The sequence below is a fragment of the Gordonia sp. NPDC003950 genome, assembly GCF_053605205.1.
Window position 1 is genome coordinate 20,066 of record NZ_JBSGIT010000022.1, and the last position, 13,021, is coordinate 33,086.

Genomic DNA, 13,021 nt, shown 5'->3' on the forward strand with positions numbered 1-13,021 from the left:
CCGGGTCTTCTAGGTGCCGCCGGACAGTGGCGGCGTGTTGATCTGATCGCTCAGACGCTGCTGCGTGTGCGGGTGCGTGCGGTGCGACGCTTCAGTGCGCGTCGTTCATCCTCGCTCATCCCGCCCCAGACTCCTGCGTCCTGGCCCGATTCCAGTGCCCACGACAGGCACTCTGCGGTGACCGGGCACCGCGCGCAGACGAGCTTCGCATCGGCGACCTGTGCGATGGCCGGACCACTGGTTCCCACCGGGAAGAACAGTTCCGGATCTTCGTCGCGACAAATGGCCTTGTGACGCCAGTCCATTCCTTCTCCTTCACGTGCGCGTGCGCACCACTCGATAACCGTTGGTTGGTTCGTGTTGGCTGTAACCGATAGTTCACGCGGAGGCACCAAATGTTTCCGCGCTGTTGCTTGTGAATACTTTCACGAATCCAGCCGAAGTCAATGGTGTTCCGTTAACACGTGTGCAATATCACTGTCGGTGCCGCCCGAATTGCAGGGGGCAGTGTGTCACCTCGAACTCCGATGATCTATTCTACGCTGGCTTCGGCGTTTTCGTCAGGTGTTTTCGCAGGTCGTCACCGATGGGTGCCACGTCGCCCGCGCAAGGGGCAGTGATTCGCGACACAACCGAAGCGGCGCGGGTGTCACGTGCAGTGGCGTCGGTCACCCTTGGGGTGTATCGAGCTCGGGTGCGACGACGTCGAGGGCGTCGGGCAGGAAGTCGAATCGGATGTCGGTGAATGCGCCGATGTAGTCGCCGTCCATCTGCACGTCGATCGGTTCTGCGGCGGCAAAGGCCACCCACGTCACGTCGTCGTCGCGGAACAGGTGACGGGCCTTCGGGTCGGCGCCGCCGAGAAGTCGTAGGGCCAATGGGAGATTGCGCAGCACTCCGGTGGAGGTGGCCGCGAAGACGCCGAGGCGGGTGCCGAAACCGGTCGTCGGATTGGTGCGGATCTCGCGGCGCCCGAGGTAGGTCCACGGACTGGTGTTGCTGACGAATGCGAAACGCACCCCGTCGACCGGCTCGTGGCCGTCGGCGGTGACGGTGAAAGTGCTTGTGCCCCCGGCATTGGTGAAGAAACTGGTGACGGTCGTCGCGAGGTAGCGGACCGGGGTGGCCGGCTTGCCCGCGTGGCGTTTGTCCTCCATCGCGTGGACGATGATCGCGTCCATGCCCATACCGGCGTTGAACAGGAACCAGCGGTCGGCGGAATGTCCCAATCCGATGCGCCGGTGGCTGCCGCGGTCGAGTAGATCGATCACCTGCCGGGTGGCCTGCAGGGGATCGGCGTCGATGCCCAGGGTGCGGGAGAACACATTGGCGCTGCCCCCGGGGATCACCGCCAGCGCGGGAAGTCGGGCGGGCGGCGTGCGTGTCGGCGGTCCGAGCAGGCCGTTGACCGTCTCGTTGACCGAACCGTCGCCCCCGTGGACGATGACCGCGTCGTAGTTCTCCGCGACCGCCCGGGCACCGAGCTCGCCGGCATGTCCCCGATGCGTGGTGTGTTCGACGTCGACGGGGAAGTGCGCGCCCAGGGTGTGCACGAGCGCATCACGGCCGGCCGGACTGGTCGCGGTGGCGAATGGATTGACGATGAGCATGACGCGCACGACATCCGAGGATATGGGGTCGACCCCGACCGGCGCAGGTTCGGGTGGCGAGGGCGTGCCACACCTTCCCCTTTACCCTGGACGGGTGAGCAAGCGCAGTGATCCCGCCACCGGTACGGACGCGGCCGACACCGATCGGCCACCGACCCCGATCCGGGTCGCCGGCGCCCTGACGACCCTCGAGGGAGTGCTCGCACTGATCGTGGCGGCGGTCCTGGTGATCCGAGGACTGACCGAGGATCGGCACGATGCGTTCAACGGCATCGGAACGGCGTTGTGGCTGGCCATCATCTTCGGTGGGGTGCTGGCCGGCGGTGTGGCTCTGGTGACGGGACGGCGGTGGGGTCGGGCGATCTCAGTGGTCGCCCAGATCCTGCTGCTACCGGTGTCCTACTACCTGTTCACCAGCCATCAGCCGCTGTGGGCGGTGCCGTTGGGTCTGCTGGCGCTGATCACACTCGGCTTTCTGTTCGCCCCGGCGTCGCTGCGCTGGATCGCAGGCGATCTGGAGATCTCCGAACCCGAGCCGCCCACCCGATCGGGCCGCCCGAAGGGTTCGCCGCCCGGGTCGAAGCGGCGGGGAACGCGCTGATCCGAGCGGGTGTGGCGGTGCGCGGCGTGGTGCGATCGGATCCGCGTCGTCGATGTGGTCGGCCGCACAGAATAAGCACACCGGTGGCCGTATGGTGGACGCCATGACGCGCATTCTCGCGATTGCCAACCAAAAGGGCGGGGTGGCCAAGACCACGACCGTCGCATCCGTGGGGGCGGCGTTGGCCGACTTGGATGTGTCGGTTCTGGTGGTGGATCTGGATCCCCAAGGGTGCCTGACGTTTTCGTTGGGACACGATCCCGATCAGATCCAGGCATCGGTACATGACGTTCTGCTGGGGGACGAGGAGATCGCCGATGTCCTCCTCGACACCGAGGACAGGGTGACCCTGCTGCCGGCGACCATCGATCTGGCCGGCGCCGAGGCGCTATTGCTGATGCGACCCGGGCGCGAATACGCGCTCAAGCGCGCGCTGGCGGAGGTGGCCGAGGATTTCGACGTGATCCTCATCGATTGCCCGCCGTCGTTGGGGGTGTTGACGCTCAACGGATTGACCGCGGCCGACGAGGTCATGGTGCCGTTGCAGTGCGAGACGCTCGCCCACCGCGGGGTGGGTCAGCTCCTGCGCACGGTCACCGAGGTGCAGCAGATCACGAATCCGAACCTGACGATGCTCGGTGCGGTCGCCACGTTGTACGACGCCCGCACCACCCACAGCCGTGACGTGCTCTCCGATGTCGCCGATCGCTACGACCTGCCGGTGCTCGATCCGCCGATTCCGCGTACCGTACGCTTTGCCGAGGCGTCGGCATCCGGTGCGTCGGTGATGCGGGGACGAAAAAACAAGGGCGCCACCGCATATCGTCAGCTGGCCGAGAATCTGTGGAAGCACTGGGATGGCGGCGCGGACGTGGTCAACTCGGATCTGAGCTGACGCGCCCCCGGGTCGGCAAGCCCTGCGGTCGATCAGCTCTGCGGTGCGAACGCCTCGACGATGCCGCCGCGCTGTTCGATCACGTTGTCGCCGAGCACCCGCAGGCTGATCACGCCACGCTGGTAGTCGTGGCGGGTCAGCGGGATGGTGCGTACCGGTTCGCCGGTCGCCGGGTTGCGCACGCTGATCCCCGACGGCCCGGGAAGCAGGAGTTCGTCGCCCATCATCTCGCCGGGGCCGAGCGCCGCCGGGACCTGATACTTCGGGCGCATCGTGCCGGCGTCGAGGACCAGGGTGTCGGTGCCGGTGAAATAGGTGACCAGCCCACCTGAGGTGAGTGCGACGCTGTCGGCGGGCGGGCTGGCGAGCCCGTTGACGGTGTTGGAGCCCGTCTGCGCGCCGTCGGAACCGAACTGGCGCACGCTCGGCTGGGTGGGTGCGGCGGCGTTGGCGCCGCCGTCGTAGACCGCGATGGCCGAGGTGCTCATCCCGATGACCACCGGCGGTGCGCCGGTGGCGCGGTCGGTGATCAGTGAGGATCCGTACTGGCTGACCCGCTCGTCGCTGTCGAGGACCGCACCGAGCACCGTCAGTCGATAGCCGATGTCGCCGGCGCACCGCTCGATGACCGCGATCCGATCACCGGCGATCGCGGCGGAGTACAGGTGGCAGTCGCTGCGTCCGGGCTGCACGCCGGGCTTGACCGGTGCGGTGACCCGGCCGTATTCGATTCCGCGGACCAGGTTCGATCCCCAGGTCTCCAACCGGTCCGAACCCTGCGCCAGGACGTATCCCGATCCCGCGGTCACGGTCACCTCGTCGTCGGCGTCACTGGTCCGGGCACCCTTGCGCCCGCCGGTCGCCGCGTCGAGTGCGGTGACCTCCGAGCATCCCCGCGAATTACGGTAGACCGCGATGGCCTCGTTGAGGCTGTCCGGCCAGGCGGCGACGGCGGTGCACAGGGGTTCGTCGCGGGAGTAGGTCCACAGTTGCCCGCCCGTCGACGGGTCGCGTCCGGTGACGGTGCCACCGTCGGCGGTGATGATGGTCGACGCCGCCACGGCGGGAACCGTCGTCGCGCCGGAGGCGGCATGCCAGCGGGGGGTAAAGGAGGCCGGTACCGCGGCCGCCGGTTCAACGGCCGACGGGGTGGCGTCGGCCTGCTCGCTGGTGGTGTGACGAGCCGGGCTGACCGACCACACCACCACGGCACCCACGATGAGCACCACCACGATCAGGGCGCTCACGATGAGATCGAGCCGGGTACGTCGCTCCGGTCGGATCCGTTTCACCGGCGGTGTCCGGGGTTCGGTCGGCGTCGAGATGGCTTGTTGTCCCTTGCCTGTTCAGTGTTGGTCGGTCGTGTCAGGGGTTGATCGGCCGGGTTACTCGGCGGAGGCCACCGGGCTCGACGAGGAGTCGCTCGCGCCGGCCCCACTTCGGCGGCGGGAACCGCCGCGCCGGCGTCGACGCTTGCGTGCTGCGGGATCGGCCGATTCCGACCCCGTCGATCCGGCGTCGGTGGCATCCGAGGTGGCCGCCGGCGACGCGGTACCCGCCTCGGCGGTGTGGCTGTCGGCGGTCTGACCCCCGCGGGTGCGGCGACGGGTCCGGGTGCGGGCCGGTCGCTCCGACCGGGGGCGGCGTTCACCGGCGTCGGTATCCGCCGAGTCGCGTTCGCGTTTCGGCTTGGCGACGCGGCCGGTGGCCGAGGCGGGGATACCGAGCTGCTCGCGCAAATGCTCCGAGGTCGAATACGTCTCGACCGGCTCGGGCACACCGAGTTGCAGGGCTGAGTTGATCAGCTCCCAGCGGTGCAGCTCATCCCAGTCGACCAGGGTGATCGCGGTGCCGGTACGGCCGGCGCGACCGGTGCGGCCGATGCGGTGCACGTAGGTCTTGTCGTCCTCGGGGCATTGGTAGTTGATGACGTGGGTGACGTCGTCGATGTCGATGCCGCGGGCCGCGACGTCGGTGGCGACGAGGACGTCGATCTCACCGGTCCGGAACTTCTTGAGCGCCTTCTCGCGGGCGATCTGGCCCAGGTCGCCGTGAACCGCGCCGACGGAGAAGCCGCGTTCGGCGAGGTCGTCGGCCACCTTCTGAGCGGTCCGCTTGGTGCGGGTGAAGATCATCGTCGCGCCGCGACCGTCGGCCTGCAGGATGCGGGCGACCAGTTCGGCCTTGTCGAGGGCGTGCGCGCGGAAGACGTACTGCGTGGTGCGCTCGTGCACGGCCGAATCGTTGGCGTGTTCGGCGCGGATGTGGGTGGGCCGATGCAGGAAGGTGCGGGCCAGGGTGACGATCGGACCGGGCATGGTCGCCGAGAACAGCATCGTCTGCTTCTTCTCAGGCAGTGCCGCCATGATGCGCTCGATGTCGGGCAGGAAGCCGAGGTCGAGCATCTCGTCGGCCTCGTCGAGCACCAGCACTGCCACCTTGCCCAGGATCAAGTGCCCCTGCTGCGCGAGATCGAGGAGGCGACCGGGGGTGCCGACGACGACGTCGACGCCGGCCCGCAACTCGGAGATCTGCGATTCATAGGGTCGTCCGCCGTAGATCGCGGTGATCTTCAGCGGGCGCTGGGTGTCGTCGGGAAGTGTCACGTCGAGGGTCTTCGCGGCCACCTCGAGGTCACCGGTGACCTGCAGACACAGTTCCCGGGTCGGCACGATGACCAGGGCGCGGGGGGTGTTGTCGAGTGGTCGCACACCGGACTGTTCGGGATGGACGAGTCGGTGCAACAGGGGCACACCGAACCCGTAGGTCTTGCCCATGCCGGTGCGGGCCTGGCCGATCAGGTCGTCGCCGGCGAGAGCCAGCGGCAGGGTCAGTTCCTGGATCGCGAAGGTGTGGGTTTTGCCGTCCTTGGCGAGGGCGTCGACGATGCGGTCGTCGACGCCGAGATCGGCGAAGGTGGGCGAGGTGTGGGCGTCGTCGACGATGGTCGTCTGGACGTCGTTGGTCTGCGCATCGGTTGTTTGCGTGTCGGTTGTCTGCACGTCGGAGTCGCTCATATGGGGTTGTGGAGCCTTTCATGTGTCGTCGAGCACGCACGAAGGGTTCCACGGATACCGGCGTCTCGCGGCGTCACCGCGCGGCGGAAAGGCCGCGGCGGGCGACAGTGGGCTCGAAGTGCGCGCACATTTCTGGTGGTCCGCGAACGAGTCGGGCGCCGGACGGCGGCCTGGCGACGGTCCGGGCCCAGGTGGCCTTGACCCCCGAGCGCCGTTGTCCGCGGTACTACACCGACCACGAGTGTACGTGGTCGGCCCGGTGGCCCGTTACCATCGGGGCATGTCGTCGCCCTCCGCCTCCTCCGAGCCCGTGCCGACCGACCCCGCCGCGGAACTGCCGGCCGACTCCGTCGGGCAGGAGAACGCTGCCGTCGGCAAGTTGTTCGCCGTGCTGCTGGCCGGCGAGTACGCCGCCTTCTACCGGCTGATCGAGGAGTCGGCGATGGCCCCCGACGTGCCCAGCGGCATCGCGATCGCCCGGATGGCGGCCTCGGAAATCGCGCACTTCGAGAAGCTGAGTGAGCAGGTGACCCGTCGGGGTCTGGACCCGGCGGAATCGGTCGTGCGGTATCGCAACGTCTTCGACCAGTATCACGAGGCGACCACCCCGCAGACCTGGCTCGAGGTGCTGGTCAAGGCGTATGTGGGTGACGGCCTGGCGGCCGATTTCTACGTCGAGCTCGCCGAGATGCTGCCGCCGGCGGCCCACGACGTGATCTCCGAAGTGATGGCCGAGACCGGCAATTCGCAGTTCGCCCGCGATCAGGTCCGCAAGGCGATCGCCGCCGATCCGGCGTTGCGGTCACCGCTGACATTGTGGGGACGACGGTTGCTCGGCGAGGCGGTGACCCATGCGCAGTGGGTGCTGGCCGCCGAGGAAGGCGTGATGGACCTGTTGTTCTCCGCGACGTCGTCGTTGTCCGGCGTTGCCGACTTCTTCGATTCGATGACGGCGCGTCACGCCGAGCGGATGTCGGACATGGATCTGGGCTGACCTGCGATCGGTCCGGGCGCGTTTCGCTGTGAGCGGAGTGGGTGCCGCCGGTGCGCACGACTCGATTAATCTGGTGCCGCAGGCGTGGTCGTGCCCGATCGTGGCGCGAGCGTCGTCGAGCCGAGTGTTCGACACGCAGTGATGTCGACGAAAGCCGTAGAGAGGGTTGGCCATGACCATTGAAGTGAAGATCGGTATCACCGACAGCCCCCGCGAATTGGCGATCCAGTCGCCCCTGGACAGTGACAAGGCCCTTGCGGCGGTGGAGGCGGCCCTCACGGGCAAGGAACAGTTGTTGACCCTGACCGACGACCGTGGCGCCCGGTACCTGGTGCCGGTCACCAAGATCGCCTATGTGGAGGTCGGAGCCGCCGAGAATCGCCGGGTCGGATTCGGTTCCTGACCCGCGTCCAGACCACGAAAAAGCGCACCGCGGCCGAAGGGGCCCGGTGCGCTTTCGTTTGGGATGGCGCGTTGTGTGGGGTGGCAGGCGTCGCGCCTCTGATTGCGTTCGACGGGTTTTATTCGGCGGCGAACGAGTCGTCGTCGGCCGGGTCACCGAGGTCGTTGCGCGGTACGTGGGACAGGCCGCCCCACAGCAGTGCGACCGTGGTGTCGACGGCGGTCTGCTTGTCGATGGGCCGCTTGGCCTCGAGCCAGTAGCGCGCGTTGACCTGGCTGGCGCCGACGAGTCCGGCGGCGAGCATCCGGGACCGGTAGGGGTCGAGTCCGGAATCGTGCATGACCAGCCCGTACACCGCGTCGACGCAGGCCTCGGTGGCACCTTCGGTACGCCGGATGACGGCCGGATCCATCACGTCGGAGGCGAAGATCAGGCGATAGCCGGAGTTGTCGGAGTCGATGAAGTCGAAGAAGGCCTGGACGGCGGCTCGGACACGTTGCCGGTTGTCGGTGGTGGTGAGCAGCGCGTTGTTGACGTCGACGACCAGTTTTTCGGCGTGGGAGTCGACGACGGCGATGTAGAGGTCGAGCTTGGACGGGAAGTGTTGGTACAGGACCGGCTTGCTGACGCCGGCGTGGATGGCGATCTCATCCATGCCTGCGGAGTGATAGCCGCGTTCGACGAAGATTTCGCTCGCGGCCTCGAGAAGTTGCAGGCGCCGGGCACTCCGTGGCAGGCGGGCGCCATTGCGTCCGGAGGACACGTTTGCGGCGGTAGACATGGTTCGAGGGTACTCGGGTGAACCTCGGCGATGGCCCCCGGATCACCGGGTGAGACGTCGTGTGAATGCACAGGGATCGTCGATGTCGGTTCATGTCCTACGTGGTAATGGCGTGTCGCTGTGAGAGGGTGTGAACCGTGAGCCGCACAGATGACGTGCCGGGCGCCGGGAGCGAAGCGAGCGGGCCCGGTTTGGGGGGCGCCGACAGCGATGCGAGCGGGCCCGGTTTCGCCGGCGCCGGGAGCGCGGCGAGCGGTCGGGTCCGGGCCAGGGATGTGGGTCCGCGTGCGCCGCGGGCCCGGTCGAGTACGCGCTCGGGTGGTGCTCGCCGTACTCAAGGAGGAACCGGCAGTGGTGCGACCGGCACCGGAGATGGCGGTGATGGCGAGTCGCCGATGCGTCGTCGGCCGATTCCGGATCAACCGTTGCGGGCGCGTTGGGATCCGACCGATGACAGTGGGCGACAACGGTCGGACCGGGATGCGGTCCCGACCAGGAAGAAGCAGAGCGCGGTAGGGCGCTTCGTCACGACGTACGGGTGGCGCGCGTATGCGATCCCGGTGCTGGTGGTCCTGACGATCGTGTTGTTGGTGTTCACACTGCGTGACACCGGTGACGACGATTCGTCGGCTCCGATCACCCCGGATCCGATGTCGCGCAACGCCAACGTGACGACGGAGACCCGTGCGATCGGTGCGCCGACCGGGGATGGGCAGGGTGTCGACCTGGCCGCGGCTGTATTGCCGGAGGGTGGCCACTTCACCGTCGACGGGAAGAAGACGTTTCACGTCGTCCCGGGTACGACCGCGCAGGTCGGCAGCGGTGGTCAGGTGTACACCTACACCGTCGAGGTGGAGGACGGGCTGACCCCGGCCGATTATGGCGGGGACCGGGTGTTCGGCCGGATGGTGGATGCGACTCTGGCCAATCAGCGCAGCTGGATCGGCGACGGCAAGGTCTCGTTCCGGCGGATCGATCGGGGGGAGCCGGATCTGCGGATCTCATTGACGTCGTCGGCGACCACGCGCGAGTTGTGCGGGTATCAGGTTCAGGCGGAGACGTCGTGTTTCTATCCGCCGATGGAGCGGGTGACGATCAACGAGGCGCGGTGGGTGCGCGGGGCCACGTCGTATCAGGGTGATGACGTCGCGTACCGGCAGTACCTGGTGAATCATGAGACCGGCCACGGCATCGGGTACGAGCATCATGTGCCGTGCCCGGCGAACGGGGCTCTTGCGCCGGTGATGATGCAGCAGTCGTACGGAATGTCGAATTCGGGGCTGATCCTGCTCGATCCGGACATCTCGCAGGCGGATCGTTCGTTTGTCTGCAAGCCCAATCCGTGGCCGTTCCCGGCGCGTTCGTCGACCTGAGGGGAATGACCGGGTCCGGGCCGTCGTTGTGCTCACCAGTTCTTGGTTGATCTATTTCGGGAGGCCCGTACCGTGTCGTCCTTGCCGCCGCTGGTGGAACCCGCGGCCGAATTGTCCAATGACGAGGTTGCGCGCTACAGCAGGCACCTGATCATCCCGGATGTCGGGATGGAGGGGCAGAAGCGTCTGAAGAACGCGAAGGTGCTGGTGATCGGGGCCGGCGGCCTCGGTTCGCCGACGTTGTTGTATCTGGCGGCGGCGGGCGTGGGCACGATCGGCATCGTCGAATTCGACGTGGTCGACGAGTCGAACCTGCAACGTCAGGTGATTCACGGGCAGTCGGATGTGGGGCGGCCGAAGGCCGAGAGTGCGCGGGATTCGATCGCCGAGATCAACCCGTACGTGACGGTCAACATCCACGATCAGCGGCTCGAGCCCGAGGGCGCCATCGAGTTGTTCTCGCAGTACGACCTGATCCTGGACGGCACCGACAATTTCGCCACGCGGTATCTGGTCAACGATGCGGCGGTGTTGGCGCACAAGCCGTATGTGTGGGGGTCGATCTATCGGTTCGAGGGGCAGGCTTCGGTGTTCTGGGAGGACGCGCCGGATGGGCGTGGCCTGAACTATCGCGATCTGTATCCGCAGGCGCCGCCGCCGGGTATGGTACCGTCCTGCGCGGAGGGCGGGGTGCTGGGCATCCTGTGCGCGTCGATCGGGTCGATCATGGGGACTGAGGCGATCAAGCTGATCTGCGGGATCGGGGAGCCGTTGCTGGGCCGTCTGATGGTGTACGACGCCCTCGACATGACCTACCGCACCATCAGAATCCGCAAGGATCCCGACGGTGAGCGGATCGCAGGGCTCATCGACTACGAGGAATTCTGTGGTGTCGTGTCGGATGAGGCCGCGCAGGCCGCTGCCGGTGCGACGCTGACGGCCGTGGAGTTGAAGGAGAAGATCGACGCGGGGGAGACGCTCGCGCTGGTCGATGTCCGCGAGCCGGTCGAGTGGGAGATCGTGCACATCGACGGTGCGACGTTGATCCCGAAGGACCGGATCCTGTCGGGGGCGGCGCTGGCCGAGATCCCGCAGGACCGTCCGACGGTGCTGTATTGCAAGACCGGTATCCGGTCGGCGGAGGCCTTGGCGGCGCTCAAGCGTGCCGGGTTCGCCGATGCTCGTCATCTGCAGGGCGGGATCACCGCCTGGGCCAATCAGGTCGACAAGGAACTGCCGGTGTACTGACTCCCCGGTCGGTTCACGCCGGGGAATCGAGCATGTCGCCGCGTCGCTGCACGTGATCGGGCGGTGCCCGGAGGTAATCTCTGCAGACGTGAACAGCGTCGAGCCGCCCGAGCATGTGCTCAACACCTTCGGGCTGACCGCCCACCCGCCCATCGCGATGGGCGATACCTGGGTCGGTGGATGGCGCGTGGGTGAAGTGGTGCTGTCGTTGGTACCCGATCATGCGCGCGCCGCGTGGTCTGCGTCGGTGCGGGAGAACCTGTTTGTCGAGGGTCTGCGGATTGCCCGGCCGTTCCGCGCCACCGACGGCCGTTATGTGGTGTCGGGGTGGCGGGCCGACACCTATATCGCGGGCGCCCCGGAGCCGCGGCACGACGAGGTGGTGTCGGTGGCCGAGCGGCTGCATGTGGCGATCGCCGATCTCGAGCGGCCCCGTTTCCTGTTGCAGCAGCCCGCACCCCCGCACACCGACGTCGACGTCTTCGCGGCCGCGGACCGGGCGGCGTGGGAGGACGTGCCGATGCGTTCGGCACGTGCGGCGGGGATGGCGGAGCCGACGTCGCCGGATGGCCAGGAAAGTATCGAGATCCTCAAGACCCTCGCCTCGCTGCGTAAGAATGTCGATCTCAAAAACCAAGTGGTGCACGGGGATCTGTTCGGCACCGTATTGTTCGCCGGGGCCGCGGCACCGGGGATCACCGACATCGTGCCGTACTGGCGTCCGGCGTCGTGGGCCGCGGCCGTCGTGGTGGTGGATTCGCTGGCCTGGGGTGGCGCCGACGACGAGTTGGTCCAGCGATGGTCGGATGAGCCCGAGTGGCCGCAGATGATGTTGCGCGCCACCATGTTCCGCCTCGCCGTTCATGCCCTGCATCCGCGGTCCACCGCCGGCGCGCTGCCGGGGTTGAAGCGGGTCGTCGATATCGTGCGGTTGATGGTGTAGGGCTGATCCTCTCCGGCCTGACTTCTCTAAAGCACAGCGTCCCAACGACATTCGCGGAGCAGGACGCGGCCGTCGCGAATCGGGACGCCCTCCTGTGTCAGTCGGTCGAGTTGCCGGTGGGCGAGGTGGGCCGCCGGGCGCCCGCTCGCCGAGATCACCCGATGCCACGGGAGATCCGCCGAATCGGTACGCATGATCGCGCCGACGATGCGCGGTGAGGACAATCCGGCGGCCTCGGCGAGATCGCCGTAGGTGCTCACCTGCCCCGGCGGGATGGCCGCGACGAGCGCACGCACGCGTTCGACGTCGTCGTCGGTGATCGCACTCACAGCAGTGATCTGATCAGCGACGCCGTCAACTCCGGTGCGTCGAAGGGCACCATGTGGCCGCAGTCGGCGTGATGGATCTCGACCTCGGAGCCGTGGTCTCGCGCGCAGTCGGTGAGGAAGTCCGATCCGACGAACGGTGGCTCGACACGGTCGGCGACGACGATGTGGGTTGGCACTCCGGCCGGCGGAAGGACTGCCGGGCGGCTCATCTCACTCCACGCGGTCGCGGCCATCGGGGCGCTGACCCGCCACCCGACCCGCCCGTTCGGGAGGTCGATCAGATGCGCGGCGATCTCGGCGTCGAGGATGGCGTCGGAGACCTCCGCCCACCCCTCGGCGCGTTTGGCGGCCCGAGCTGCCGCCGCGTCGGGATAATCCCAGTTCTGCAGGCTGTCGGTGGCGACGGTCAACGCAACCCCGGGGTCGAGTCCCTGCGCCGGATCGAGCAGTACCAACCCGCCGATGGCATCGGGTCGCTTGTGGGCCAGATGGATGGCGAGCGCCCCGCCGAACGAGTGGGCCACCACGGTCAGTGGACGCTTCTCGGCGGGGATGGTGGCGTCGACGAAGGCCGACAGCGCCGCGACGTGATCGTCGATCGACCAGGGCGGGCACCACGGCGAATGCCCGTGGCCGAGTAGATCCGGGGCGACGACGTGGAGGTCGGGCAGGTGTTCGGCGGCCAGTGGCGCCCAGCGCAGCCCGTGGCCGGTGAGGCCGTGCAGCGCAAGGACGGTGGGGCCGGTGCGATCACCGAACTCGACGTGCTGCAGTCCGCTCACCCCGACGATTGTGCCCTACGGAGCCGGGGGAACGGATGTGTCGGT

Annotated in this window: 14 protein-coding genes; 7 read left to right on the forward strand and 7 right to left on the reverse strand. The window is 67.6% G+C overall.

Going from position 1 to position 13,021, the window contains the following annotated elements:
• Positions 1-50: 50 nt before the first annotated feature.
• Both ACWETB_RS18230 and ACWETB_RS18235 read right to left on the reverse strand, forming a co-directional pair.
• A complete protein-coding gene (locus tag ACWETB_RS18230; RefSeq protein ID WP_006330074.1) occupies positions 51-305 on the reverse strand; it encodes a WhiB family transcriptional regulator in 255 nt (84 codons plus the stop codon).
• A 363-nt stretch (positions 306-668) separates the two neighbouring features.
• Positions 669-1,619, reverse strand: coding sequence for a diacylglycerol/lipid kinase family protein (locus tag ACWETB_RS18235; RefSeq protein WP_449743227.1), 951 nt, complete (start codon positions 1,617-1,619; stop codon positions 669-671).
• An 85-nt stretch (positions 1,620-1,704) separates the two neighbouring features.
• On the opposite strand from ACWETB_RS18235, the gene ACWETB_RS18240 reads away from it, so the two are divergent.
• Positions 1,705-2,211: a hypothetical protein gene (locus ACWETB_RS18240; RefSeq protein ID WP_449743226.1), complete on the forward strand. Its 507-nt coding sequence runs from the start codon at positions 1,705-1,707 to the stop codon at positions 2,209-2,211.
• A 103-nt stretch (positions 2,212-2,314) separates the two neighbouring features.
• Entirely contained in the window at positions 2,315-3,106 is a 792-nt protein-coding gene (locus ACWETB_RS18245) for a ParA family protein (protein ID WP_449743225.1), read from the forward strand.
• A 32-nt stretch (positions 3,107-3,138) separates the two neighbouring features.
• Here the strand turns inward: ACWETB_RS18245 and ACWETB_RS18250 are convergent, their stop codons facing one another.
• Positions 3,139-4,398, reverse strand: a complete 1,260-nt coding sequence (locus ACWETB_RS18250) for an Rv3212 family protein (RefSeq protein ID WP_452212733.1) — start codon at positions 4,396-4,398, stop codon at positions 3,139-3,141.
• Between the two features lie 93 nt (positions 4,399-4,491).
• Positions 4,492-6,123, reverse strand: a complete 1,632-nt coding sequence (locus ACWETB_RS18255) for a DEAD/DEAH box helicase (RefSeq protein WP_452212735.1) — start codon at positions 6,121-6,123, stop codon at positions 4,492-4,494.
• A 280-nt stretch (positions 6,124-6,403) separates the two neighbouring features.
• On the opposite strand from ACWETB_RS18255, the gene ACWETB_RS18260 reads away from it, so the two are divergent.
• Together ACWETB_RS18260 and ACWETB_RS18265 are read left to right on the forward strand one after the other, a co-directional pair.
• A complete protein-coding gene (locus ACWETB_RS18260; protein WP_449743223.1) occupies positions 6,404-7,117 on the forward strand; it encodes a ferritin-like fold-containing protein in 714 nt (237 codons plus the stop codon).
• A 172-nt stretch (positions 7,118-7,289) separates the two neighbouring features.
• Positions 7,290-7,520, forward strand: coding sequence for a DUF3107 domain-containing protein (locus ACWETB_RS18265; protein ID WP_348804378.1), 231 nt, complete (start codon positions 7,290-7,292; stop codon positions 7,518-7,520).
• A gap of 118 nt (positions 7,521-7,638) precedes the next feature.
• Here the strand turns inward: ACWETB_RS18265 and ACWETB_RS18270 are convergent, their stop codons facing one another.
• Positions 7,639-8,301, reverse strand: coding sequence for a TetR/AcrR family transcriptional regulator (locus ACWETB_RS18270; protein WP_449743222.1), 663 nt, complete (start codon positions 8,299-8,301; stop codon positions 7,639-7,641).
• Positions 8,302-8,696: 395 nt separating this feature from the next.
• Here ACWETB_RS18270 and ACWETB_RS18275 point away from each other — a divergent pair, with 395 nt between their 5' ends.
• The 3 genes from ACWETB_RS18275 to ACWETB_RS18285 all read left to right on the forward strand — a co-directional run bounded on the left by ACWETB_RS18275 (position 8,697) and on the right by ACWETB_RS18285 (position 11,865).
• Positions 8,697-9,674 (forward strand): DUF3152 domain-containing protein, encoded by a 978-nt coding sequence (locus ACWETB_RS18275; RefSeq protein ID WP_449743221.1) that lies wholly within the window; start codon positions 8,697-8,699, stop codon positions 9,672-9,674.
• 72 nt (positions 9,675-9,746) lie between these two features.
• Positions 9,747-10,922 carry an adenylyltransferase/sulfurtransferase MoeZ gene (gene moeZ / locus ACWETB_RS18280; RefSeq protein ID WP_449743220.1) on the forward strand — a complete coding sequence of 392 codons (1,176 nt, stop codon included), beginning with the start codon at positions 9,747-9,749 and terminating at the stop codon, positions 10,920-10,922.
• 88 nt (positions 10,923-11,010) lie between these two features.
• Entirely contained in the window at positions 11,011-11,865 is an 855-nt protein-coding gene (locus tag ACWETB_RS18285) for a TIGR02569 family protein (protein WP_348804375.1), read from the forward strand.
• Positions 11,866-11,891: 26 nt separating this feature from the next.
• Here the strand turns inward: ACWETB_RS18285 and ACWETB_RS18290 are convergent, their stop codons facing one another.
• Complete coding sequence (locus ACWETB_RS18290) at positions 11,892-12,194, reverse strand: MGMT family protein (RefSeq protein ID WP_449743219.1); 303 nt, start codon at positions 12,192-12,194, stop codon at positions 11,892-11,894.
• On the reverse strand, positions 12,191-12,976 hold the full coding sequence (locus tag ACWETB_RS18295; RefSeq protein WP_449743218.1) for an alpha/beta fold hydrolase: 786 nt from the start codon (positions 12,974-12,976) through the stop codon (positions 12,191-12,193). Before ACWETB_RS18295 ends, ACWETB_RS18290 begins: the two co-directional genes overlap by 4 nt.
• Between the last annotated feature and the right edge of the window lie 45 nt (positions 12,977-13,021).